The following is a 23,932-nucleotide window of genomic DNA, read 5'->3' as shown; positions in this document are numbered from 1 at the left end:
TCAATGCCGCGTGGCGCTTTGCGCCCAAATGGCGGGTCGAAAGCCTGGCCTTGGCCGCAGGTGTCCCCTCGGCCCGGGTGCGAGTTCATCGCTGGACGCGCGATAATGCGTACTTCTCCCGTGAGTCCTTTTCCAGAAGATGGACGGCTGCACGCGCCGCGTACCTGCTCGACAATCAAAAGCTGCACTACGGCACACCGGAATGAACACGCCCATACCACTGACCAGCCTGAACAACAAAGGTATTGTCACTTCCCTCGATCGGGAAATTGACGATTTCTTCGGCCTCAGCCAGATCAACCTCTCGTACGCGAATAGGAGTGCCTATCGAAAGCTGTGCAGGGAGAAGCCTCAGCTTGACGGGGCAGAACTGGTTCGCCGGCTTCTGACGAGGATCAGCGAGAATCGCTCGGCCCTGACCCAAGCCGGCACGCCTGTGCGGGGAGGCCAGATGTGGCGCTTCAAAAAGAACCTAAAGCTGGACCCAGGCAACGCCAGTCTTGAAGTTCGGATCGAGCGGGCGATTGCACGCCTGATGGACAGCGACTGGGTAAATCAGGTTCCCGTCTCATCGGGACTGACGGATGGACACGAGGCCAAACGAAGCATCGACCTCGTGTACCGGCATTCCGACACCGAGTACGACTTCATTGAGCTGAAGGCGCTCAGCCCAGGCAGAAGGTGTGGCGGCAACCAAACTCCACTCTTTGCCGCCATGGAGATCCTCCAATACGGCTTAATCTTTCTCTACTGCCGGGAGAACCAGGAGGTTCTATTCCCAGGCACGGTAGATCTGCGACCGCTCCTCAGGGCTCGAATCATCCATCTTGAAGTGTTGATGACTCAAAATTGCTACGAGGATCTAGGTGGCGTCGGCCGATCCGGGCTCGGATGGCTGAACAGCATCTTACTCACGGGCCTGGAAGAACTCAACCGCCGGACACCCTGCCTGGTCTCGTTCACTTTTGCATTCAAGCAGTTCACCAAAGACTTCGCATGGGCTGAGGCCGATCACCAGGCTTTAGTGGAATCAGCTTTGGATGGGTGCTGGCCTGAAGCACTGAAAGCGAAGATTCAACTCGCGATAGCAGGCCGTGAACCGACTGGCATCTGCTAAATGCCACTTGAGTTGCCTCCGGCCCGCAGACATCGTTGAGTGTGCAATCTCCGGCCCTTAGACGTCCCCAGCCGCCGGCCGCCTATGGAATCCGACACGGCCCGACGATCTTTCCAGGCTACGGCTCACCCGGCAGTTTACAGACAAGGTAGTACATTTGCTTTCCGCGCGGATCGACGCGAAGAAATAAATACCGATCTTCGTAGATATGGGTGTTGTTCAAAAAGTACGATAGGTCCTGGCGCTCCGATTGATTTATTTCCAATCGGATATACCGCTTGCCGGTTTGCATCCAATAAACGTTGTTGCGCGCGCGATTTCTTGGACAGTAAATTCACCATAATCATGCGGCATGCTGGAGCGCAAGGAGGCGCTCGCGAGCCTGTCGCGGAGACTGAAAGCTGAGACGTTCGATCAGCCACTCGCGGTTGTAGCGATCGCGGAACTCGCGCAGTGCGGCCTGCAATTCTTCGAGGTCCTGGAAGTGCCGCACCCAGAGAAGCTGCTCTTTGAGAGTGCGGAAGAAACGCTCAATGCAGCCATTGCATTCGGGTTCACGGACAAAGGCAGGCGAGGAATCCATGCCGAGAAAGCGGAGCTCGTTTTGAAAGTGGTCGCTCATGTATTGCGAGCCGTGGTCGTGGCGGATCTGCAAGCCGGCGGCGGCTTTGGGGCCGAAGGCGCCGAAGTGCTCACGCACGCCCTGTCGCAATGGTTCCAGTGCCTCAAAGCGGGTGGCGCGCTTGACGGCGTGAATGCCCACGCACTCGGCGGTGCAGTGGTCGATGGCGGCGAAGACAGTGACCTGGCCATCGGCGAGGGTAACGGTAGCGGTGGCATCGGTGCCCCACATCTGGTTGGGCTGGCTGGTCACGATGGAACCGTCATGCAACTTCTCCTCCACCGGCACGAGCTGCCGTTGCGGCGCCAGCAGTTCGTTCTCTCGCGTCAGGCGCAGGACGCGTGGCTTGGAGGTGCGGACCGCTTGGGCTCGCAGTCTCGCCCAGATCTTGCGATGCCCCTCGCCATGGAAGGGCGAAGCCGCCAGGACGGCGCGGATCTGCTCCAACAACTCGGCATCTGTGTACTTCGTCTTCGGACCGCGCCGCTGCAAAGCCGCGGGTTGGCGTGCTCTCTGCTGCCTGGCATAGAACGTCGAGCGCGGCTGGCCCCACACGGTCAGAACACGAGCCCGCCCGTACTTGCGGCCAGTGGAGGGCGACTGGGCTTGGCTCATCGCTTCGACCTCCACTTCAGAGAAGGGTTGGCGTTCTCCAGTTGCTGGATGCGCTCGCGTTGCAGTTCGACGGTCATGGCGAGTTCGGCGATGACGGACTTCATGCGCCGGCCCTGCTCATCGACCAGATCGTCTTCGCGGATCTTCAGGCCAGCCTCGCCGCTGGCGAGAAACGCGTCCCGCCAATCGGACAGCGTGGCGGCGGTGACCGCGTATTTGCGGCTCAAGCTCTCCAGATCCTCGCCTCGGAGGAGCTCAAGAACGACCGCCATCTTGCGCTTGGCCGACCAGCGGCCCTTGCCTCGGCGGCCGGTCCCGGGGGCCTCGGAGGTCGCCCTTCGGGCTCCCTCCGAGCCCCCCGGGACCGATTGCTTGTTGCTGGACATGCTGACTCTCCTTTCTTCAAATCAGTGTCCAAGAAAATCGCGGGGCGGGAGACATCCAATAAACGTCGACATGGATTGGCCCATCCAAAGGCAGCCCTGGTCCTTCCCCGAAGATGGTCCGGTTTATGATTTTGCCGTCAGTACTCTGCAAAACAAGCCACTTCTTGTCGGAGGTCAGGATTGCATCACCATAGCTCTGATTCCAGTGCTTGCCCGTTCGTTCGAACGATCTCCCTTCTACGGTCATCTTAGGATCGTCGCCACCAATGACGTGGGTGCCCTTGTTACCCGACCATGACATCTTCATTCTCGATGCCGCGGCCCACCTCTCCGGCGCGACGGGGAAGAACACAGGCTTGTCGCTAGTCCACTCGAATCGAAACATATTGTCGCTGTAGTTGTCCGGCACATACCCAGGCTCCCCATTCCAACGAAGAAGGTAGCCGGGCGAGGGCGCTGTTGCGTCCTTACGCAACTCCCACCGGCCCGGCGTCAGTTCATCCGGCAACCGCCCGGGGCGATAGTGCCACGAATCCGGAATTCGCACCACCGCACAATTCTCCGCACCTTCGCGAAATCGCAACTTATACAGCTTCGGCTCCTTGGCATACGCAATGCCACCGATCAGAAGAACCAAGGCGAGCACCGCTATTCGGGGCAGCATCTCTTCAGTTCCACCGACCGGCCCACAATGGCCGACTGAGAGACGATGGCGGCAGTATCACTCCTGTGGACGGTGCTGTGCTTGCGAGAGAGGGCGCCGCCTGACGCCAGGATGCCGTAAGTGAGGCAGCACACGGAGAACTGGCTTTCGTTTCCATACAGCCACCAATCTACGTCCGTTTTGCGCACATTGGAAGCACAATACCACCTTACTTACGAATTGAGCGCATGTCTTTCCGCATAAAATGCACCGCCACCCGCAACGCTCGGCGTACATTCTGCCTGGCCATCCCTCTACGCTCCCTTTCCATTCGGGAGCTGCGCAAACGACTCCATCCGAGGCAGTGCCAACGGGCGGAGCCGCTGACCGCTCGCTCGACTAATCCATCCGTGCCAGGTAGTAATGATTCTCGCCCTCGTCCGACTCCGTCCCAGTCACCACCAGGCCCGCGGACTCGAGAACACGCTGATACTCCTCATCGCCCAGCGAAACGGAACGCTCTCCCGTCATCGCGTCGCTCCAACTGCAACGCTGTCGAGGCGCGGTGAACAGCAAAAGCCCCCCGCTGCGCAGGACCCCGCCGATCTTCGCCAGAAGCCTTCGCTGCGCATCCTCGGCGAGCAGAAAAACCACCCCCCAGGCAACAACGGCATCAAAACTGCGCCCGAAGAAATCCGAATCGTCCACAGAGGAGCACTGCACCGGCACACCAGGGAAGCGAGCCCGAAAGCCCTCCACCATCGCCTGGGAAGCATCTACCCCATACACCTGGAACCCTCGCTCAATCAGCACCTCGGAGATCGGAATACCGTTTCCGCATCCGACATCCAGAATCGAGCCGCCGGCGGGCAATTGCTGGGACCAATCCGCCACAACCCGAGCCCCAATCCCGCCGCTCTTGCTCCCGCGCCGGGCGATGTAATCCGCCGCGATTTTCTCGTAGCCATTCGACTCGTCAATACTTGCCACTGGGCGCGAGTGTAGCACTCAGAATCCGTAAATGCGGCAGCACCCTTCACACCAACCTCAACACCCGCCCCCACCCCACTTCTCCCCCAATTCACACATGAAGCTTTCTTCAGTCACAGCGGATTCAAATCTATATTTCCTTTGGATTCAACACACCCCTCCCCCAAAGCCCGCCTTACCCCTTGCCCCACCCTTTACCCTGGAATCGCGCCGGCTTCCATGCCGGCCATTTTCATTTACCAGGGAGTTTTTCAGAAATGTCATCCGCTGCTCAGGTTCTCGCCAATCAGGCCAACGCCCAGTTGTCCACCGGCCCCGTCTCAATCGACGGCAAGGCCCGCTCCGCCCAGAACGCCCGCCGCCATGGCTTCAGCGCCAGGCACCTCAACATCACACTCGAAGACCGCGCCGAATTCACCGAACTCGAAGCCGCCCTCCGCCTCAGAACCCGCCCCGCCGACTGCCTCGAAGAGGAGATCTTCCACCGCATCCTCACCCACACCTGGAACCTCCGCCGCATCGAGACCTTCGAGAGCCTCATCCTCGCCGAAACGAACCCATTGGCCGAAACCGATCCCTACGCCCCCAAACTCGGAAGCTACGCCCGCTACCGCCGCGACCTCGAACGCGGCCTCTATCGCGCCATGAAGGAACTCAGCAAACTCCAGACCGAGCGCGTCGCCCTCCTCCAGCAACACGCCGCCGTCGTCCAGGGCATCACCGAAGGCGCACCCTTCGCCGAAATCACGCGCCTGACCAAAGCCACTGGCGATTTCCTCAACGTCGACAACTACAGCGAAGCCCGCCTGGCGCAGGCTCGCCTCGCCCAGGGCATCGACCATGTCATTGAGATCAACCAGGAAGCACTCGCCGAATTCGAGGCCGATGAGTCCGAACAAAACGAAGCCGATCTGGCCGCGGAAGAGGCAGGGATGCCCCTCGTCCGCTACACGGAATCCCAGCAATAAGATCAGCCCCGCCGCCCCGGCCCCAACACTTCACGAAACGAAGCCAGGCGCCTCGCCCGCTCACGATCTTTGACATCCAAACCTTCTATCCAACACCGGGGGAGTTCCGTCCGCCTGCTCCCCCAACGCCGGCTCGTTACCCTTGCTCTGCCTGGCCGCCCACCCAGGGGAAGGACCAGGGGGCGGTTTTTATCGTGCGGTTGTGATACTGTTTCCAGTAATCCACGAGGAGGCCGATACCATGGCGCACTGCAACCGTCGCAACTTTCTGAAAACCGCGGCCATCGCCGCCGGCACCGCCGCTGTAGGCGGCCTGAACCTGACCGCCGCCCCGGCGAAACGGGCAGCGACAGACTTCGTGACGTTAGGCAATTCAGGCGTCAAAGTCACCCGGCTCGCCTTCGGAACGGGTACCTTTGGCGGGCGCGTCCAACGCGAGTTGGGGCAGGAGCAGTTCACCAAACTCGTCCGCCACGCCTATGACAGCGGCATCCGGTTCTTTGAGACGGCCGACGCTTATCGCGGCATGCCCGAAATGCTGGGCATCGCCCTCCAGGGTATTCCGCGCGACTCCTACCGGCTGATGACCAAGTTCCGCCTGAACACCCAGGATGATCCCAAGGAGACCATCGACCGCTTCCGCCGTGAGCTCAAGTCGGAGTATGTCGACATCCTGCTGCTGCACTGTGTCCGCTCGGCCACCTGGAGCGCTGACCATGAGCGCCTGCGCGACGTCTTCTCCGAGGTCAAACAGAAGAAGGTGATCGTCGCCCACGGCGCCTCCTGCCATGGACTGCTGCCCCTGCGCGCCTTCCCCGGCAACAAGTGGCTGGATGTCGCGCTCATGCGTGTCAACCACAGCGGAGTCAAGATGGATTCGCTCCAGACACGCGACACCGACGACCTGGGCGACGTCAACGAAGTGTTCACCCATGTCGCGCAGGTGCACAAACAAGGCACCGGCGTGCTGGGCATGAAGCTCATCGGCGAAGGCCGCTTCACCAACGCCGACGACCGCGAGGCCGCCATGAAGAAGGTGATCCAGAGCGGCGCCGTCGACGCCACCACCATCGGCTTCAAATCTCCCGCAGAGATCGACGAAGCCATAGCGAGGATGAACCGCCTCCTGAACGCCTGACACCCCCCTTCTTTGTGGGGCGAGATTCCCCTGTGGGGCGAGATTTCCCTGTGGGGCGAGATTTCCCTGTGGGGCGAGATTTATCTTGCGCGGGGCTTCAGCCCCGCCGTTGTTGCAGCACCAGCCCTACTCTCTGCGCCCTTCCGGTTCCAGGCCACAATAGCCGGTTCCCCCTGCTCCGCCCCCAGGATGCAGATCGCCGCGGTCGCCAGCGCGAAGTGCCGCCCGCGTTCGGGCTCCAGCCCCAGATACTGCGTCGTAAAGATCCGCAGGAAATGCCCGTGCGCGAACACCGCAACACGTCCGCCTTCCGCCTTGATCCCCTCAATCACCCGCCGCGCCCGGGCCGAAATCTGTTCGATGGATTCGCCGTTGGGCACAGGTCCCCTCCAGATCGTCCAGCCGGGGTACTTCTCCGCAAGCTGGTCCTGCGTGAAGCTGGTACAGTCACCGTAATCCCACTCGGCGGCGTCGGGCTCGATGCGCGCCTGGGCCAGGTAGCCGGTGAGTTCACACGTGCGCGTAGCCCGTTGCAGCGGGCTGCAGATCACCTTGTCGAACACAACACCCTGCAGCGCCAGGGCGGTGGCGCGGGCTTCTTCTTCACCATGCGGCGTCAGCGGCAGATCGTAACGGCCGCTGTGCTGGCCGGTGAGCGACCACGCCGTTTCTCCGTGCCGAATGAGCCAGATCTCAAGGGGTTTGGACATAGACTTCTGATATTCTCATGGCCGTGGGGAGGCCGTCAGATTCCGGGTCCTCCACCACCACGCTGCGCATCCTGATTCGGAGAGAGAACAAGCAACCATGGCATACCTGCTGGCACTGGACCAAGGCACCACGTCGAGCCGCGCAATCATCTTCGACGAGCAAGGCGGCATCGTCAACGTCGCCCAGAAGGAATTCACCCAGATCTACCCGCAGGCCGGTTGGGTGGAGCACGACCCCGGCGAGATCTGGTCATCGCAGTTGAGCGTCACAGTCGAGGCCCTGGCCTCGGCCCGCATCGCCCCCGACGCCGTCGCCGCCATCGGCATCACCAATCAGCGCGAAACCACCTTGGTCTGGGACCGGAAAACCGGCGAGCCCGTCTACAACGCCATCGTCTGGCAGGACCGGCGCACGGCGGGCTTCTGCGATCAGCTCCGCCGCGATGGCGTGGAACCCGAGGTCCAGGCCCGCAGCGGCCTGCTGCTCGACCCTTACTTCTCGGGCACCAAACTGCGCTGGATCCTCGATAACGTACCCGGAGCCCGCCAGCGCGCCGAAGCCGGCGAACTCGCCTTCGGCACGGTCGACACCTGGCTCATTTGGAATCTCACTCGCGGCGCCGTCCATGCCACCGACCCCAGCAACGCCTCGCGGACGATGCTCTACAACATCCGCACCGGAGATTGGGACGACGAACTGCTCCGCATCCTCGGCGTGCCCCGGGCCGTGCTGCCCGAAGTGCGGCCGTCCAGCGGCAGCTTCGGCGCCACCTCGCACCAGAACATGCCCGGACACATCATGGTGGCCGGTGTCGCTGGCGATCAACAGGCGGCCCTCTTCGGGCAGGCCTGCTTCTCGCCCGGCGTCACCAAGAACACCTACGGCACCGGCTGCTTCATGCTGATGCAGACCGGCACCACGCCCGTCGCCTCCACCAACCGGCTGCTGACCACCGTCGCCTGGAACACCGGCGGTGCCACGGAGTACGCCCTCGAAGGCAGCGTCTTCATCGGCGGCGCTGTGGTCCAGTGGCTGCGCGACGGTCTCAAGATCATCCGCACTGCGCCAGAGGTGGAAGAACTCGCAGCCAGCGTACCCGACAACGGTGGCGTCTATCTGGTCCCCGCCTTCGCCGGCCTGGGCGCTCCTCATTGGGATGCTTATGCGCGCGGCGCCATGCTGGGCCTCACCCGAGGCGTGACCAGCGCGCACATCGCGCGGGCGGCACTGGAGTCCATCGCGTTCCAGGTGGCCGACCTCGTCTCCGCCATGGAGGCCGATTCCGGAATCAAACTCGAAGAACTGCGCGTCGATGGCGGCGCCTCGAAGAACAACCTGCTCCTGCAATTCCAGGCCGATCTGCTGGGTGTCCCGGTCATCCGTCCACAGGTGACAGAGACCACGGCGCTCGGCGCGGCCTATCTGGCCGGGCTCGCCACAGGCGTCTACGGTAGCCGCTCCATCATCTCCAGCCAGTGGAAGGAAGACCGCCGCTTTGTGCCCTCGATGGCCAAGGAGCAGTCGGCTGAAATGCGCGCCAAGTGGACACGAGCCGTAGCCCGCGCCCGTCATTGGGAGGAAGCGTGAACAGGGCAGAACAACTCGAACGGCTGAGGGCCCACTCCGGCCCTTGGGATCTGCTGGTGATCGGCGGAGGCGCCACGGGCGTGGGGTGTGCGCTGGATGCGGCCGCGCGCGGCTTCCAGGTGGCTCTCATCGAACAGCACGACTTCGGCAAGGGCACTTCCAGCCGGTCGACCAAGCTCGTCCACGGCGGCGTCCGCTACCTGGAACAGGGCAACGTCGCCCTGGTGATGGAAGCGCTCAAGGAGCGCGGCATCCTGCGCGAGAACGCGCCCCACCTGGTGGGCGACCTCGCCTTCGTCGTCCCCAACTACGAGTGGTGGGAATCGCCCTTCTACGGAGTGGGCCTGCGGCTCTACGACCTGTTGGCCGGCAAGTACGGCTTCGGAGCGTCGAAGAACCTTTCCAAAGAAGAGACCCTGCAGCGCCTGCCCACCCTGAAGCAGGACGGGCTGCGCGGCGGCGTTGTCTACTATGATGGCCAGTTCGATGATTCACGCCTGCTGATCCACCTCGCCATGACCGCGACCGAGCAGGGCGCCGCCATGGTGAACTACTGTTCCGCCCAGGGCCTGCTAAAGACCGCGGACGGGATGGTGCGCGGGGCGCTCGTGCGCGACGAGGAGACAGGCAACGGCTTCGAGATCGAGGCCCGCGTGGTGATCAACGCCACCGGTTGCTTCAGCGACGGCGTGCGCCGCATGGCCGACGAGTCCGTCGCGCCGATGGTCGCGCCCAGCCAGGGCATCCACCTCGTCTTCGACGCCTCCTTCCTGAAAGGCGACAGCGCCATCATGGTGCCGCACACCAGCGACGGGCGCGTCATGTTTGCCATCCCGTGGCATGGCCACACCCTGGTGGGCACCACGGATACCGCCATCAGCCAGGTTTCCCTGGAGCCGGTGCCGATGGACCAGGAGATTCAGTTCATCCTGGAGACCTCCGCCCTCTACCTCGACAAGCCCCCGTCCCGGACCGACATTCTCAGCTCGTGGGCCGGCATCCGTCCACTCGTGAAAGCCGCCGGCGGTGGGTCCACCGCCTCACTGTCGCGGGATCATTCCATCCACATCGACCCCAGCGGCCTGCTCACCATCGCTGGAGGCAAGTGGACCACTTACCGCCATATGGCGGAGGATTGCGTCGACCAGGCCATCGTCTTGGCCGGGTTGGACGACCGGCCGTGCGTCACGCGGCGGCTGCGAATCCATGGCTACCACCACTACGCTTCGAAGTTCGGGCACCTCCAGGTCTACGGGTCGGATGCGATCCCCATCCAGGAGATGGCTCGCAATCACCCGGACCGCGGCGTTCAGCTTCACCCCGACCTGCCCTATCTCGAGTCTGAGGTGATCTGGGCCGCCCGTTGGGAAATGGCCCGCACTGTGGAGGACATCCTGGCCCGCAGGACCCGAGCCCTCCTCCTGAATGCCCGCGCAGCCTTGGCCATGGCGCCCAGGGTTGCGGAACTGTTGGCCGGGGAACTGGGGCTGGATCCGGCTTGGCAGACAGCCCAGGTGGCCGCATTCACTGCGGTCGCGAAACGGTATCTGCCGGAGTGATCTTTGTTACCCTGAACTTACAGGCTCAATGATCATTCTGTTTGGTTTAGTCCTGGCGGCCCTGGCTCCATGGGAAGCCCAAAGTGCGCCCTTGGCGGACCCCGTTCCCCCGCCGCCCCAATCCACCTCGGCATGGCGGCCCTCCGGTCCGTGGGGCGGCAGCGCCACGGCGATTGCCGTGGATGCCAATGCACCCGGCACACTGCTCGCCGGTGCACGCAACTCATTGATTTTCCGGTCCCGGGACGGCGGCGCCCACTGGTCGCGCCTGGGCTTCCCACGACATTTCCTGGGCACCGTCACGACCTTGGCCATCAGCCCGGGCGACCCGAAACTGTACCTCGCCGGTCTCTATGTGGAGCAATCTCCGTACGCCGGTGTCTGGTATAGCGAGGACGCCGGCGCCACCTGGAAGATGGGCAGCGGCCTGGCGGGCAACTCCGTCCAGTCGCTGGCCATTTGGGCCAAAGACCCGCGCCGCGTGGTGGTGGGCACTCGCGACGGAGTGTGGGGCAGTACGGATTCCGGCCGCACCTGGAAGCGCCTGTCGGCCCCCTACAACCACGAGATGCGCGGCGTCACCGCGGTGGCCATCGACCCGCTGGATGGCGACATCATCTATGCCGGCACCACGCACCTGCCCTGGAAATCGACCGACGGAGGCAAGACCTGGAGCTCGATCCACGACGGCATGATCGATGACTCGGATGTGTTTTCGATTGTAATAGATCCAGCCAATCCGAAGCAGGTGCTGGCCAGCGCCTGCAGCGGCATCTACCGCAGCGAGGCGGCCGGTACCGACTGGACCAAGTTCCAGGGCATCCCGTCCAGCCACCGCCGCACCCATGTGATCCGCATCCGGCCAGGCGACAGCAAGGTGATTTACGCCGGCACCACGCTGGGGCTGCTGAAATCAGTGAATGGCGGGGCGACGTTCAAACAGCTGAATCAATTGCACATCCTGGCCATGACCTTCGATCCGCGGAACCCCGACAGGCTCTACATCGCGGCCGAGGGCACCGGACTTTGGCTCAGCGAGGACGGCGGGCAGACCGTCCGGACCATCAATAACGGCTTCGTCAGCCGCCGCCTCATCAGCGTCGCGGCCGCGGACGGCTCGCTCTATACCAACGTGATCCAGGATGGCGAGGGCGGCGGGATATTCTCGAGCAGGAATGGCGGAGAGTCGTGGAATCTTTCGGCCAATTCGACGGTATTGCGGGACAACCATATTACGCGCCTGGCGGGCTGTCCCGGCGACGAAAAACTGCTGTTTGCGGGCAATGAGTCCCGCGCCCTGCGGTCGCGCGACGGCGGCAAAGTGTGGACAGAGCTGCGGTTGGGGGTCGCCGATGCCCGCCTCCTGGCGCTGGCTTGCGTCTCCGGCGACAAACCCGAAAAGGGTTTGGTCTATGCCGGCACGGACCGGGGGCTCCTGCGGAGTTCGGACGCCGGCCAGACTTGGCAACCCGCCCGGCTGACTACCGTTAACATTCCACACAACGTTCAGGCGATCTATACTTCGCCGGCCGCGCCGCGGCGGATTGCCGTGCGAACCACCTTTGCGATGTATCTGTCTGAAGATTCAGGCGGTTCCTGGAAAGTAATGAACATCCTTTTCCCGGTGAGCCTCATCTATGACATAGCCTTGGCCGGCGGCCCGAAGGGGTTGGCGCTGGTGGCCACGGCCCAGGGGTTGTTTGTATCCGAGGACGGCGGCAAGACCTGGCAGCGGCGCGAAAACGGGCTCCAACCCGGAACTGTGAGTTCTCTCGCGGTGAGGCCGGATCATGCCGATGAGGTATACGCATCGCAGTTCGGCCGGGTCTTCCGTTCGGTAAACGGGGGCCGGCTGTGGCAGTCTTTGGCGCAAGCGGAAATCGCCGAAGCCAGCATCCAAAAGCTGACTTTCGCGTGGGGTCAGAAGGACCGGCTGTTGGGGCTAACTCCCGATCTGGGAATGTTTTATCTAGACCTTTCAGTCGATCAGTAGCATAATGATTAAAGGCAGGTGAAGCCCTGAATATGAAACTTACGACACTCAGTCCCAGCAATCGATCCTGGTCGCGGGCTCTGGTCGCGGCCGGGTTGGCGATGGCAATCTGTACGTCGGCCGGCGCCCAGCAGGCCGCATCGGACAAGAAGAAAGCGGCCGCAGAGGGTGATGAACGCCCCGATTTTGTGGAACTTAATGGTTTCCTAGGAGGCAGCTTCTTCCAACAGGTGGACAAAGGTCTTGGAACGAAGCTGAATAATGGCGGCGCCGCTGGCGCCAGGGTGACCGAGAATTTCTGGCGGTATGTCGGCCTGGAGCAGGCCTTTACATACAGCACGAACAACCTTACGTTTTTGAAGCCGAGTCAGCCGGGTTTGCCCAATTACGGCTTCGGTAACCGCATCTACCAGTACTCTTTGAACCCGGTTGTCTACTGGACACCGCGTGGGTCAAGATTTCGGCCGTTCCTGACCGTAGGCATCTCCGCCCTCAACATCACCCCCACCGACACCGGCAAGGCGGAAGGGCGTTACCTGGCGAACCAGATTTACGGCGCCCAGAACACGAACAACAACATTCAACCTGCCATGAACTATGGCGGCGGCCTGAAGGTCCACCTGACAGACCGGGTTGGTCTGCGGTTTGACGTTCGCGGTTTGTACACCAAGAACCCCACCTTTAAGCTCCCCGACATCTCGCCCACGGGTGTGTACATTCCCCGCGGCAACATGTTGAATGGCGTGCAGACTACGGCTGGCATTACGTACTACATTGGCAAGAAAGCTGAACCGGCTCCGCCGCCGGCCCCGCCGCCACCGCCGCAGCCCCTCGCTGGATTGAATGCCGGCACGCTTTCCGCCGGATCCGGCACCCTGTGCCAGGGCCGTGCCATCACGGTCCGCTCGAACGTCACCGATCCCGCCGGCCGCGCCATCACCTACAAGTGGACGGTCAACGGACAACCGGCCGGCAGCAACAGCGCCGAACTGACCTTCACTCCGGACAAGCCGGGCAGCTACATGGTGGAACTGACGGCCGACGCTCCCAATACCGAGGGCCTGGCCACCAGAACCGCCAAGGCGAACACGCTCTCGCTGAACGTTCAGGAGTACACCGCCCCGACCATCGGCGCGATTTCGGTCAACCCGGCCGCCATCGAGTATGGTCAGACCGCCGCCCTCAGCGCTTCGGCCACCGGTTCGGCCTGCTCGACGATCAGCTTCCAGTGGTCCGCCACGGAAGGTACGGTCTCCAATCCGACGTCTGCCTCCACTTCGTTTGATTCGAAGTCGGTCCGGTTCGACCAGGGTGGCAAGATCCAGTCCAAGACCGTCACCGTCACCAGCAAGGTGACCGACGACCGCGGCATGTCCGCGACGTCCACCGGGACGCTGAAGGTGGACTACACGCCTAAGTCCATCCGTTTCTCCGACGTCATCTTCTCGAAGGGCAGCAGCCGCGTGAACAACTGCGGCAAGCGCGTCCTGCTGGAAGAGCTGGCGCCGAAGGCCGCTGATCCGGACTACGAAATCGTCCTCGTCGGCCACATCGACAACGACGAAGCCTCCAAAACCCGCGTACCTTCCAAGCTCGATCAGCAGCGCGCGCTGAACGCCCTCGCCGTCCTCACTGGCGGCACCGGCACCTGCGCCAATGTGGATCCCAGCCGGGTGAAGGTCGATTGGGTCGGCACCGAACAGGTCGCCGATATGCAGCCCGCCCTCTGCGGCACTTCCGCCCGCTCGGCCTCGAAAGAGCGTCCGGGTTCGATGGCCTCCACCGCCGATCAGAATCGCCGCGTGGAAGTCTGGCTGGTGCCCAAGGGAACCAAACTGCCCAACTCCTTCAAGGGCGCCAAGGCGGTGACCCCGAAGGAACTGAAGCGGCTCGGCTGCCCGAAATAAGCTGGTCCGTCTCTCCCTCAAAACGCAAAACCCGGCCCTCGCAAGGGGGTCGGGTTTTGTTTTTGCCCCTGTTTTCCAATCCCTGCTAGTACGGCCGTTTCCCATTGCGCCCGTGCCCGTCGGGCGTGTTAGCGTCAAATTGTACCCATCGAAATGTCTCATTCCACCGAGTCCCCCTGTCAGCAGAACCGGCGTGTCGTGCGCACCAAGCGCGTGGACGAAGTCCAGAGCCTGCATGAGTTGATCCAGCATTGCCTGCCCGCGTTCGGCGGCGCCTACTTCCGCCGTGTCTACTCGATTCTCGACACCGCCATCGGCATGGGCTGCCCGTTGACCATGGCCATTGCCGGCCCCATTACGGTCTCCGGCCAGCACCAGACGTGGCTGATCCCGCTGCTGGAAACGGGCTGGATCGCTTATCTCAGCGGCACCGACGCCATGTGCTACCACGATGGCCACCGCAGCCTGGACGGCCGCCGCGATCCCGTGCACGAAGTGCCGATCTTCGGCGACGACGGCGCGCTGCGCGACGAACACACCATCCGCGTCACCGACATGGCGTTCGACGAGGATGTACTGCTGGACCAGGACCGCTATCTGACGGCCCTGCTGCGGGAACCGGAGTTCCAGAAGAAGATGACTGGCACGGAACTGCGCTATCTTCTGGGCCGCCGCTTTGGCAGCCTGGAGCAGCGGAATGGGGTCGAGCCGGGCATGCTGGCGGTGTGCCACAAGATGGCCATCCCGTTCTTCGTGGGCGCCCCGGGCGACGGCAGCGTCTTCCTGAACTCAATGAAGCTGTGGGCCATGAAGCAGGCCGGGCTGCTCGAGAACTACGAGTTTGAACTCGACATCCACGCCGAGGTCTTCGAGAGCTGCGCCTACCACTACTGGGGCCTGTTTGAGAGCGACACCAAGGCACTCGCAACCTTCGTGCTGGGCGGCGGCGTCCCGAAGAACTTCAATCTCCAACCGGAACCGGCGCTCGGCCAGGTGCTGGGACTGCCGGACGTGCGCGGGTATCACTTCGACGTCCAGATTGTCAGTTCTCCGGTGACCGATGGGTCGCTGTCCTCCTGCTTCCCGGCCGAAGCCGTGACTTGGGGCAAGGTGGACCGGAATGTCTACCAGCAGACGACCGAGAGCATGCAGGCGGACTACTCCATGCTGCTGCCATTCCTCGTCAAGGCGCTGCTGGACAACCGGGCGCGCTATGAGCGCCTGCGGGAGGAACTTGGCGAGGAGACGCTCTTCGCAAAGCACCCCAAGGCGAAGGGCTATCTGCGGCCGCGAGCGGGCTACCGGCTGTTCGAAAAGCGGGATGAGCTGTTGAAGAAGCTGGTGCTCGCCGTCAAAGAGAATCGCGAGTGGCTGGCCGAGACCCTCGACTACCCGCTGGCGTAAGCAGGAGCACTCCGCTAGCGAAGCAAGGCTTTCACACGGTTCAGATCGCCGTCCAGTTTCGCGGGCGGGGTCAATCCCAGCAGCCGGCACAGCAGCGGAAACACGTCCACCGTCCTGGCCGCGTCTGTGGTCTTGCCGGCCTGGAAGGCGGGCCCCACGCCAATGAGGATGCCGCGCATGTCGCGGTACTTCTCCGGATCGTAGCCGTGCATGCCCTTCAACTGCGGAATCACCTTGGAGTCGGTGTCGCCGGGCGGCACGATTTCAATGATCAGCGGGGTCTTCGGAATGACCACCAGATCGCCGATCCTTGGATTGTCACGGTAGTGCAGATGGGCCGGGACCTCGGCCCGCCGGTAGACGTCCACCTCGGGCGCGTTCCTGATCAGCTCGGCACGCACCCGCTCCGGATCGTCACAGTAGAGCATGGTCATCGGAGCTTCGTTAGCCGCCACGCAGCCTTTGAAATCGGCCCGGCTGGTGAGGTTGAGGTGGCCGGCCACAGCGGTCATCCCGTGATCCGACAGCACCACGATGTTCATGCCTGGATGGATCGCGCGCGCGGCCCGCACGAGTTCACCCGTTAGCTCGTCGAGCGCGGCGATCGCAGCCCTGGTTTCCGGCGCATCCGGACCCAGTGCGTGTCCCTTGCCATCGACGTCCGAGAAATAGGCCATCACGAGGCCCGGGCGCTGCCCCTCAGGCAACTGCAGCCAATCCAGGACCTGCTTCACGCGGGTTTCGTTCGGGATACGCCCGTCATACTTCTTGAAGTAGCTGGGGTTGCGGCCCTGGATCCCGGCGTCGGTACCCGGCCAGAAGAAGGTTGCCGCCTTGACGCCGTGCTGCTCGGCCAAGAGCCAGATGGGCGTGCCGCCATACCAGGCACCTTCGCTGGAATCCCTCCAGTACTGGAAGTTCTTCTGCCGACCGCGGTCTCGAAACATCATCCCGACCACGTTGTGGTGCTCGGGATAGAGCCCCGTCGCGATGGCGTAGAAGTTGGGGAACGTAGTCGAGGGGAAGGCGGGGATCAGGCTGTCCACGGCAGCGCCCTGTTGCTTCAGCTCCAGGAGGTTGGACGCCTTCTCGCGTTCGGCGTAATCCCACCGGAAGCCGTCCAGGGCGATGACCAAAACCGGCGGAGCGGCCTGCAGCACAAGACCGGACAGCACCAAAGCCCAAACCAGGAATCGAGACATGGACCCATTATCCCGTCCTTTGCCCGATTCAAAAAAGATCTTCTAGTCCTGGATATGATAGAAGTGCTCATGCTGACCAGACGCGCATTCGCTGGTTCCCTGCCCCTGGCCGGCCTCGCTGCCGCGGCAGCGGCGCCAGCCATCCGGTCGATTGAAGTCTTCGCCGTCCGCTACCCGGTCAACGGCTACTTCAAGTTCTTCACCAAGCCGGAGCGGCAGACGGCCTTCGTCAAGGTCACCTGTGAAGACGGCACCTTCGGCTGGGGCCAAAGCGTACCCATTCCAACCTGGAGCTACGAAACGCTGGAGTCGGTGACGACGGCCTTGCGGGGCTATCTGGCGCCCACCCTGATCGGGAAGAATCCGACCGATCTGGCGGGGGCGCACGCGGCCATGAACAAGGCAATCGCACCGTCATTCTCCACCGGAATGCCGATTGCGAAGGCGGGCATTGATCTCGCCCTACACGACATTACCGGCAAGCTGGCAGGGAAGAACCTGGCTGCCTTGTGGGGACGGAAGCCACTCTCGAAGGTGGTTCTGAGCTGGACGGTGAACACCAAATCCATGGCCGAAGCCGAGACCGTGATGGCCGATGGGCGGCAGCGCGGCTACAAGCACTTCAACATCAAGGTGGCCCCGGATCCGAAGTTCGATGTGGAGTTGGCGCGCACCGTGCGGCGCTTCGCCCCCGACAGCTTCCTGTGGGCCGATGCGAATGGCGGTTATGACACCGACACAGCGCTGACGGTGATCCCCAGGCTGAAGGATGCCGGAGTGAACGTGCTGGAGCAGCCGGTGCCCTCCAACCGGCTGAGCGGATTCGCCGCCGCGAAGCGCCAGGGCCTGCTGCCGATCATCCTGGATGAGGGCGTAGTCTCGATCACCGACCTGGAAGAGTTTCACGAGTTGGGGCTGCTGGACGGGGTCGCGATGAAACCGGCGCGCACCGCCGGCTTGTTTGACGCGCGGCAACAGGTGGAATACCTGGAGCACAACAGGCTGATGTTCCTGGGCAGCGGCCTGACCGACCCTGACGTGGCGCTGGCCGCGGCCGTGGTGCTCTACGCCGCCTATGGCTTAAAGTACCCCGCGGCCCTGAACGGCCTGCAGTATCTTGCCGGGTCATTCCTGCGCACACCCTTCCAACTCGAGGATGGAGCCCTGCGCACCCCAACCGGACCGGGGCTGGGCGTCGAGGTGGACGAAGAGAAAGTAAGGAAAGCTGCTCATGACTAGAACCACCCTGTTCGCGATGTGCACAGCGCTGCCGCTGATGGCCGCGGGCCCATTGGAGTGGAGGGACCACAAGGACGGACGGGTGGAGTTACTGGAAAACGGGAAGACGGCGCTGGTCTACAACTACGGTCCGCAATTGAAAGAGGGCGCCCCGGAGAATCGCCGCCGCTGCTGCTATATCTTCCCTGTGATGACCCCGGCCGGCGTCTCGATGCTGGACGACTTCCCCAAAGACCACTACCACCACCGGGGCATCTTCTGGGCGTGGCCGCACGTGGAAACAGGTGGCCAGGATCTGGATGGCTGGATGTTCCCCAACCTGCAGAACCGCTTCGAGAAGTGGGTGACGCCGCCTGCGGCGAAGAAGAGCGCCATCCTGGCGGTGGAGAACGGGTGGTATGCCGGAGAACACAAGATTGTCAGGGAGACACTGAAGCTGACCGCCTATCCGTCCAAGGGCGCCAAGCGTGAATTCGATGTGGAGCTGAAGCTGGAAGCGGTTGGCGAGGCGGTGACCCTGAGAGGGTCCGCCGAGAAGGGCAAAAGCTACGGCGGCTTGAGCGCCCGCTTTGCACCGCGGGAGCAGACCGCCATCCTGGCCGACACTGGCGCCGTCACGAAGGACGAAGACCTGGTGGCCCATGCCTGGGCCGAACTCTCGGCGCTGTATGAAGGGAAGCGCGCCGTGCTGCGGATCACCCCGGATCCGAAGGGCGCCGGAACGCCCTATCAATGGTGCCTGCGCCCATACGGATTCGTGGGCGCTTCGTTCCCCGGACGGACCGAGACGGTCACTGGATATACGCTGGAGCCGGGCAAGCCGCTGAGACTCAAATTCAGGGTTACGGCTTCCGACGCGAATTAGACCCGCTTCGTCCAGTATTAAGCCCATTCCGGTGCGCTGCGCGCCCGGCATCCCCCGTGCCTGTCATGGGAGAATACTCATGATCGGCCGGGTTCCGTGGGGGGAACCGGGCCGAGGCGCTTGCGCTCAGATGACTCAATTATGAAAAAAGCAGCATCCCTTTCCTTTCTTCTGGTGTGCGGCCTGGCCGCTACACTTTTCGGAGACCAAATCACGTTGAAGAACGGCGATCGTGTGTCTGGCAAGATCGTCATGGCCGATGACAAGACCGTCTTACTGAAGACGGATTATGCGGGGGAGATCAAGATCGACCGCGCCTCCATCACCAACATGGTGACCGACCAGGTGCTCAACGTGACGTTGAAGGACGCCGGTAAGGTTCAAGGCAAAGTCGAGACGACCGCCGAGGGCGTTCAGGTGCAGAAGACCGATGGCACGGCAGTGACGGTCAAGCCCGAAGTGGTGACGAACCTTCGGAACGACGCCTCGCAGAAGGCGTACGAGCGCGAGGAAGAGAGGCTGCATCACCCGCGCCTGAATGATTTCTGGGCTGGCTTCGTTTCGCTGGGGATTGCGAATTCCAGCGGCAACTCGATCACGACCACGGTCAGCACGGCGGCGTCGGCTACTCGAATCGCCGGCAAGAACAAGCTCAGCCTGAATTTCGCCCAGCTCTATGCCACGCAGAGCACCACCCTGCCGCATGGCCAGACGGCCAACAAGGTGAGCGGCGGCTTGCGCATCGACCGCGATCTCAGCAAGCGGTTGTTCGTGTACGGCACCAACGGCTACGACTATGACAAGTTCCAGGACCTCGACCTGCGCGTCGTGGTTGGCGGCGGTTTCGGTGACCACGTCTGGATTGGCAAGAAGGGTTACCTGGATGTGTTTGGCGGCGGCAACTGGAACCGTGAAAAGTACAACAAAGATGGGGTGAACATCACCCGGCAGATTGCGGAAGTCGTGGTCGGCCAGGAGATGGGTTACCAGGCGTTGAGCAAGCTGAAGCTGTATGAGAAGCTCACGATCTTCCCGAACATGAGCGATGGCGGCCAATACCGCATGAACTTCGACGCCACGGCCAGCGTGCCGGTCATGAAGTGGCTGGAGTTGAACTTCGGCTTCAGCGACCGCTTCATCTCCAACCCTGTGTTCGGAAACAAGGGCAACGACACGATCTTCACGACCGGTGTCCGTGTCAGCTTCGACCAGAACAAGCGCTAGCCGCGGCCGGTGATGGCGATCACTTCGTATTCACCGACTGAGAGAATTGTAAACTCCAACTGGCCTTCCACCATCCGGAAGGCCAGTTTGGTTTGTGCCGCCAGCGCCTGGACGGTGCGCGGCTGGAAGGCTTTGGGCAGGTCGAGCCGGACCTTCTGCGGTCCGAGGGGATAGACCTCGCGCACGGGCCCGTGCAGCAGGGCCGGGTTGGTGTAGTTCAACAGGTGGAGCGCCAGTCCGGCCTCTGTCTCCCAATAGAAGATATCGATGAGGCCGGAGCCCTCGACGTGGACGCCCAGGGCGTTGCTGGAAGTCCAGCGCACTGCATTGGCCAGCAGTTTGGAGAGATCGGGATTCCAGCTCCGCCAGAGTGTCCGGTCGATATCGGAGGGGAAATAGACCATGCGGCCGGGCGTGTCGTGAGCGAACATTTCGGGCCCCGAGGACTTGTTGTCGCGCGGATAGACCATCTCCGGCGGAAAGGCAGGGAAAGGCGCGATGCGGGACAGCGGGGCGGCCGGCGAATCCTTCACGGCCACACGGTTCTGGGCGCCGGGCAGGAGTCCGGTATCCTCGAAGCCTTTGAGGACTTCGTGCCGCTGCTCCACGCGGAAGTAGGAGTTACGCAAGGGTCCCTCGACGCGGCCGGCAAACGAAGCTCCGAAGACCCGGGCCAGCCCGAACTCGGCGCGGCGCTGGCCGTTCTCGTCGTAGAGGGAGGATTCGAAGGTCGCCACGATGCCGCCCCCGCCGTCCGCGTACTGCTGCAGTGCCTGGACGCTGGCATCGCTGAGCAGTGCGGCGTTCGGCAAGATGACACAGCTGTACTCACGCAGGCGCGGCAGGGTGAGATCGCCGTCGTGGATGAGGTCGAAAGGAATGCGGTTTTCCAGTAAGGCGAAGTAGTAGCCTTGCAGCGCTTCGGTATTGCCGCTGAGCTTGGGATGCCACACCTGGGTGCGCTGCGGCCACACCAGCCCGATGCGCGACAGCGACCTCTTATTGAAGAAGTGCTGCTCGTTCTGCTTCAACCAGGGAAAGACATCCAGCCCGGTCTGCATCCAGCGCTTGTCCTGGGGATTGCCACCCAGCCACGTCAGCCAGGGCACCATGCCGCTGGCGGCGCTCTGCTTGAGCCACATATGGGTTTCCACCGGGGCCTTCGACGTGTGGCGCCAGATGGCGTCGCTGAGGTTGTAGCCGCTGGTGACGTTGGTGACGGGCCGGCCGCGCATGACTGCGTAGCCGATGCGCCCCTGTTGAGCGCAATCCCACAGCGGCACATTGCCGGAGCGGTCCTGGTGGTCGGCATTCATCCATCTCGCCACGGCCGCGATTCTCTGGATGTCGGTTTCGGCGCGAATGCTGCCGCCGAGGTTGCCGACATAGACGCGGTCAGCGCGGCCGGCGCTGGCGGTTGAGTCCCACAGCTTCCAGATCTCGAGCACGCGGTCCAGGCGCCGCTCGGTCCACTTGCGAAAGACGGGGTCGTTGCGGTCGTCCTTCTCGGGCAGGGTTCCGAAGAGCTTGCGGCAGGTGTCGCAGTAGCAGATGGTGCCCAGTCCGGTGGACGGCCAGGCATTGGTATAGAAGGCGTCGGGGTCGTAGCGTTCGCACAGCTCGCGGATGATGGCGGTCATGTGCGTGTCGTAGTAGGCACTGAATTCACAGGTGCGATAGAGTTCGGGGGCCTCGTTGTGGCGGGCGGGTGTGCCGTCCTTGCGGCGGGCGAACCACTCGGGTTTGGCCGCGTGCACTTCCTCGAAGGCATACGAAGGGTCGAGCCGGGCGATGACGCGAATGCCTGCCTTTTTGGCCGCTGTGGCGTATTCGCCGAACAGGTCCCGATTCCCGAGAAACCGCGCGCGGTGGTGCAGCGTCACGTTGGATGGATAGAACGCCATAATGCCGGCGCAACTCACGATGAGCCCGTCCACCTGCATCTTCGACCAATATTCGATCCAATACCGGACATCGAGTGTGGCTGAATCCGCCTCATTGATGTTCAATTGGCCCAGGCGCCGCATACGTAAAAACCAGGGCGCCGAGGCCGCCCCGCGCAGCAACCCAGCGGCCGCCAGCGTGGCCACAAACTCGCGTCGTTTCATGCAGTTCTCCCAATGGAAGGGGCCCGGCATCAGGCCTCCAATCCGCCCGCATTCTATCACCCGGCCCGGCCACAACAGCTAAAATAGAAAAAACCCGTCTTCCCTGGAACATGAAGCTTCTGCGCCGAATTCTCTGGATACTCCCCCTGTTTGCGGTGGCCGGCCAAGCCGCCACGGTCGCGGCCGGAACGCTGCTGGAGTTGCGGCTACGTCAGAATCTGTCGTCCTATTCGAGTAAACAGGGGCAAGCGATTCGCGCCGACCTGATCGCGCCTGTGCGGGTGGACGGCCACACGCTGCTGCCGCAGGGCTCGCTGCTTTCAGGCACGCTGACAGAGGTCAAGCGAATCGGTTGGGGCGTCCGAAATTTGCGGGCTTCCATGCGGTTGACGTTCGACACCATCGCCCTGCCGGACGGCACCACGCAGGCACTGAAGGCCCATGTCGCTTCGGTGGATAACGCGCGGGAGACGGTTGATGAGTCAGGCAAGATCGTCGGCATCCGGGCGACCGCCCCGATGGGCCACCGGTTGGCCGGGGTGACGCGGAATATCTTCATGTGGGATCCGCTGCTGCAACTGGTGCTGACCGGCAGTACCGCCGCTGTGTTGCGCTTCCCCGAGGCGGAGATCAGCTTCCCGGCCGGCACGGAGATGTTCCTGGCCCTCACTGCCCCCCTGGAGGTGGACACCACCTGGTCGACCCCGCTGCCGCGCCTGACGGACGATGCCGCGGACCGCGAGCGACTGCTGAGTATTGTCCACAACATGACCGTCCGGACGCACCGGGAGAAGAACAGCAGGCCCGGCGACTTCGTCAACCTCATCCTGCTGGGCGAACCTGACTGGATTGAGCGAGCTTTCACCGCCGCCGGATGGATCCATGCCGACAAGCTGACCAAGTCATCAGGCTGGATGTCGTTCCGCGCCGTGGCCGAGGCGAAGCCCTATCCGCGCGCCCCGATGAGCGGCATGCTGCTGGACGAAAAGCCGGCAATCTTCCAATTCTCCAAGGCGCTCAACAGCTATTCGAAACGCCATCATCTGCGGGTCTTCGACCAGCCCGAAGCCTGGAACCGTCATCCGGTGCTGGCAGCCAGCTCGACGCAGGACATCGCGGTCACGTTCTCGTTCAGCAAGAACCGCCTCATCCATGTGGTGGACCGCAATATCGACAACGAACGAGCCAAGATCGTGAACGACCTCGCGTTCACGGGCTGCGTGGATTCGGCTGAACTGATCGAGCGCCCATGGGTCCCTCAGAGTACGCAGAATTACACAGGGGAACTGCTGGCGACGGATGGCGCCGTGGCCGTGCTCGAGATCAATCCCTGCCGTACACCGCTGCGGACTTTGGATCCCGGTCCCCCAATGCGAGTGAGCGGGGGCCGCCTGCAGCGATTGGGCCGCCAGGTGATGCTCACCGCCGGCAACGACTTCACCTTCAACAATCCGATCTACCAGGCCGGCAAAGGCATCCAGTTCCTATTCCGCCGCATGCTGGGCCGGGAGGATCGCACGCAACCGGCGCGCACGGGCCTGGTTGAGCGCAGCCAGCGCTCGACAGACATCGCTCCGGCCGCGCCGACCGCGTCGCTGCCCGATTAGCGCTACCATCCGGCCCGGTCGCGGTTTACCCTGGATTCAATCAGTAT

The 23,932-nt window shown here is 62.8% G+C and carries 19 protein-coding genes; 12 read left to right on the top strand and 7 right to left on the bottom strand.

The window, feature by feature from the left end; genetic code table 11:
* Positions 1-202: 202 nt before the first annotated feature.
* Positions 203-1,117: a hypothetical protein gene (locus ACR9Y2_RS18685; RefSeq protein ID WP_435043077.1), complete on the top strand. Its 915-nt coding sequence runs from the start codon at positions 203-205 to the stop codon at positions 1,115-1,117.
* A gap of 343 nt (positions 1,118-1,460) precedes the next feature.
* On the opposite strand, the gene ACR9Y2_RS18680 is transcribed toward ACR9Y2_RS18685, so the two are convergent.
* The 4 genes from ACR9Y2_RS18680 to ACR9Y2_RS18665 all read right to left on the bottom strand — a co-directional run bounded on the left by ACR9Y2_RS18680 (position 1,461) and on the right by ACR9Y2_RS18665 (position 4,391).
* Positions 1,461-2,354: a DDE-type integrase/transposase/recombinase gene (locus ACR9Y2_RS18680; RefSeq protein ID WP_194451196.1), complete on the bottom strand. Its 894-nt coding sequence runs from the start codon at positions 2,352-2,354 to the stop codon at positions 1,461-1,463.
* A complete protein-coding gene (locus tag ACR9Y2_RS18675; protein ID WP_435043074.1) occupies positions 2,351-2,740 on the bottom strand; it encodes a helix-turn-helix domain-containing protein in 390 nt (129 codons plus the stop codon). Before ACR9Y2_RS18675 ends, ACR9Y2_RS18680 begins: the two co-directional genes overlap by 4 nt.
* 16 nt (positions 2,741-2,756) lie before the next feature.
* Positions 2,757-3,404: a hypothetical protein gene (locus tag ACR9Y2_RS18670; RefSeq protein WP_435043072.1), complete on the bottom strand. Its 648-nt coding sequence runs from the start codon at positions 3,402-3,404 to the stop codon at positions 2,757-2,759.
* A gap of 378 nt (positions 3,405-3,782) precedes the next feature.
* Positions 3,783-4,391, bottom strand: coding sequence for a class I SAM-dependent methyltransferase (locus ACR9Y2_RS18665; protein WP_435043070.1), 609 nt, complete (start codon positions 4,389-4,391; stop codon positions 3,783-3,785).
* A 239-nt stretch (positions 4,392-4,630) separates the two neighbouring features.
* Between ACR9Y2_RS18665 and ACR9Y2_RS18660 the strand changes: the two genes are divergently transcribed.
* Together ACR9Y2_RS18660 and ACR9Y2_RS18655 are read left to right on the top strand one after the other, a co-directional pair.
* Positions 4,631-5,341 carry a hypothetical protein gene (locus ACR9Y2_RS18660; protein ID WP_435043068.1) on the top strand — a complete coding sequence of 237 codons (711 nt, stop codon included), beginning with the start codon at positions 4,631-4,633 and terminating at the stop codon, positions 5,339-5,341.
* 241 nt (positions 5,342-5,582) lie between these two features.
* Entirely contained in the window at positions 5,583-6,479 is an 897-nt protein-coding gene (locus ACR9Y2_RS18655; RefSeq protein ID WP_435043067.1) for an aldo/keto reductase, read from the top strand.
* Positions 6,480-6,559: 80 nt separating this feature from the next.
* Here the strand turns inward: ACR9Y2_RS18655 and ACR9Y2_RS18650 are convergent, their stop codons facing one another.
* The gene (locus tag ACR9Y2_RS18650; RefSeq protein WP_435043066.1) at positions 6,560-7,189 is read right to left on the bottom strand and encodes a histidine phosphatase family protein; all 630 of its coding nucleotides are present in this window, start codon (positions 7,187-7,189) and stop codon (positions 6,560-6,562) included.
* A gap of 97 nt (positions 7,190-7,286) precedes the next feature.
* Here ACR9Y2_RS18650 and glpK point away from each other — a divergent pair, with 97 nt between their 5' ends.
* From glpK to ACR9Y2_RS18625, 5 genes are all read left to right on the top strand, one after another.
* The gene (gene glpK / locus ACR9Y2_RS18645) at positions 7,287-8,777 is read left to right on the top strand and encodes a glycerol kinase GlpK (RefSeq protein WP_435043064.1); all 1,491 of its coding nucleotides are present in this window, start codon (positions 7,287-7,289) and stop codon (positions 8,775-8,777) included.
* Positions 8,774-10,336, top strand: a complete 1,563-nt coding sequence (locus ACR9Y2_RS18640; protein WP_435043063.1) for an FAD-dependent oxidoreductase — start codon at positions 8,774-8,776, stop codon at positions 10,334-10,336. Before glpK ends, ACR9Y2_RS18640 begins: the two co-directional genes overlap by 4 nt.
* A 28-nt stretch (positions 10,337-10,364) precedes the next feature.
* Entirely contained in the window at positions 10,365-12,329 is a 1,965-nt protein-coding gene (locus ACR9Y2_RS18635; protein ID WP_435043062.1) for a WD40/YVTN/BNR-like repeat-containing protein, read from the top strand.
* Between the two features lie 32 nt (positions 12,330-12,361).
* Entirely contained in the window at positions 12,362-14,236 is a 1,875-nt protein-coding gene (locus tag ACR9Y2_RS18630; RefSeq protein WP_435043060.1) for an outer membrane beta-barrel protein, read from the top strand.
* Between the two features lie 198 nt (positions 14,237-14,434).
* Positions 14,435-15,640 (top strand): deoxyhypusine synthase family protein, encoded by a 1,206-nt coding sequence (locus tag ACR9Y2_RS18625; protein WP_435043059.1) that lies wholly within the window; start codon positions 14,435-14,437, stop codon positions 15,638-15,640.
* A 14-nt stretch (positions 15,641-15,654) separates the two neighbouring features.
* On the opposite strand, the gene ACR9Y2_RS18620 is transcribed toward ACR9Y2_RS18625, so the two are convergent.
* The gene (locus tag ACR9Y2_RS18620; protein ID WP_435043058.1) at positions 15,655-16,842 is read right to left on the bottom strand and encodes an ectonucleotide pyrophosphatase/phosphodiesterase; all 1,188 of its coding nucleotides are present in this window, start codon (positions 16,840-16,842) and stop codon (positions 15,655-15,657) included.
* 69 nt (positions 16,843-16,911) lie between these two features.
* Between ACR9Y2_RS18620 and ACR9Y2_RS18615 the strand changes: the two genes are divergently transcribed.
* From ACR9Y2_RS18615 to ACR9Y2_RS18605, 3 genes are all read left to right on the top strand, one after another.
* Positions 16,912-18,081 (top strand): mandelate racemase/muconate lactonizing enzyme family protein, encoded by a 1,170-nt coding sequence (locus ACR9Y2_RS18615; RefSeq protein WP_435043057.1) that lies wholly within the window; start codon positions 16,912-16,914, stop codon positions 18,079-18,081.
* A complete protein-coding gene (locus ACR9Y2_RS18610) occupies positions 18,074-18,946 on the top strand; it encodes a DUF6807 family protein (protein WP_435043056.1) in 873 nt (290 codons plus the stop codon). The genes ACR9Y2_RS18615 and ACR9Y2_RS18610 overlap by 8 nt, the downstream gene beginning before the upstream one ends.
* Positions 18,947-19,087: 141 nt before the next feature.
* Entirely contained in the window at positions 19,088-20,170 is a 1,083-nt protein-coding gene (locus ACR9Y2_RS18605; protein ID WP_435043055.1) for a DUF481 domain-containing protein, read from the top strand.
* Here ACR9Y2_RS18605 and ACR9Y2_RS18600 read toward each other — a convergent pair.
* Complete coding sequence (locus ACR9Y2_RS18600; protein ID WP_435043054.1) at positions 20,167-22,278, bottom strand: alpha-amylase family protein; 2,112 nt, start codon at positions 22,276-22,278, stop codon at positions 20,167-20,169. The two genes, ACR9Y2_RS18605 and ACR9Y2_RS18600, sit on opposite strands and share 4 nt — an antisense overlap.
* Before the next feature lie 110 nt (positions 22,279-22,388).
* Here ACR9Y2_RS18600 and ACR9Y2_RS18595 point away from each other — a divergent pair, with 110 nt between their 5' ends.
* Complete coding sequence (locus tag ACR9Y2_RS18595; RefSeq protein WP_435043053.1) at positions 22,389-23,885, top strand: LssY C-terminal domain-containing protein; 1,497 nt, start codon at positions 22,389-22,391, stop codon at positions 23,883-23,885.
* Positions 23,886-23,932: the final 47 nt, after the last annotated feature.

Origin of the sequence: Paludibaculum fermentans, assembly GCF_051172195.1 — a bacterium.
Lineage (GTDB): Bacteria > Acidobacteriota > Terriglobia > Bryobacterales > Bryobacteraceae > Paludibaculum > Paludibaculum fermentans_A.
This window is presented reverse-complemented; position numbering and strand designations above follow the sequence as displayed.

Coding starts and splice junctions, on each gene's coding strand:
- ACR9Y2_RS18685 (WP_435043077.1), top strand. CDS start 203: ATGAACACGCCCATACCACTGACCAGCCTGAACAACAAAGGTATTGTC.
- ACR9Y2_RS18680 (WP_194451196.1), bottom strand. CDS start 2,354: ATGAGCCAAGCCCAGTCGCCCTCCACTGGCCGCAAGTACGGGCGGGCT.
- ACR9Y2_RS18675 (WP_435043074.1), bottom strand. CDS start 2,740: ATGTCCAGCAACAAGCAATCGGTCCCGGGGGGCTCGGAGGGAGCCCGA.
- ACR9Y2_RS18670 (WP_435043072.1), bottom strand. CDS start 3,404: ATGCTGCCCCGAATAGCGGTGCTCGCCTTGGTTCTTCTGATCGGTGGC.
- ACR9Y2_RS18660 (WP_435043068.1), top strand. CDS start 4,631: ATGTCATCCGCTGCTCAGGTTCTCGCCAATCAGGCCAACGCCCAGTTG.
- ACR9Y2_RS18655 (WP_435043067.1), top strand. CDS start 5,583: ATGGCGCACTGCAACCGTCGCAACTTTCTGAAAACCGCGGCCATCGCC.
- ACR9Y2_RS18650 (WP_435043066.1), bottom strand. CDS start 7,189: ATGTCCAAACCCCTTGAGATCTGGCTCATTCGGCACGGAGAAACGGCG.
- glpK (WP_435043064.1), top strand. CDS start 7,287: ATGGCATACCTGCTGGCACTGGACCAAGGCACCACGTCGAGCCGCGCA.
- ACR9Y2_RS18635 (WP_435043062.1), top strand. CDS start 10,365: ATGATCATTCTGTTTGGTTTAGTCCTGGCGGCCCTGGCTCCATGGGAA.
- ACR9Y2_RS18630 (WP_435043060.1), top strand. CDS start 12,362: ATGAAACTTACGACACTCAGTCCCAGCAATCGATCCTGGTCGCGGGCT.
- ACR9Y2_RS18620 (WP_435043058.1), bottom strand. CDS start 16,842: ATGTCTCGATTCCTGGTTTGGGCTTTGGTGCTGTCCGGTCTTGTGCTG.
- ACR9Y2_RS18615 (WP_435043057.1), top strand. CDS start 16,912: ATGCTGACCAGACGCGCATTCGCTGGTTCCCTGCCCCTGGCCGGCCTC.
- ACR9Y2_RS18610 (WP_435043056.1), top strand. CDS start 18,074: ATGACTAGAACCACCCTGTTCGCGATGTGCACAGCGCTGCCGCTGATG.
- ACR9Y2_RS18605 (WP_435043055.1), top strand. CDS start 19,088: ATGAAAAAAGCAGCATCCCTTTCCTTTCTTCTGGTGTGCGGCCTGGCC.
- ACR9Y2_RS18600 (WP_435043054.1), bottom strand. CDS start 22,278: ATGAAACGACGCGAGTTTGTGGCCACGCTGGCGGCCGCTGGGTTGCTG.
- ACR9Y2_RS18595 (WP_435043053.1), top strand. CDS start 22,389: ATGAAGCTTCTGCGCCGAATTCTCTGGATACTCCCCCTGTTTGCGGTG.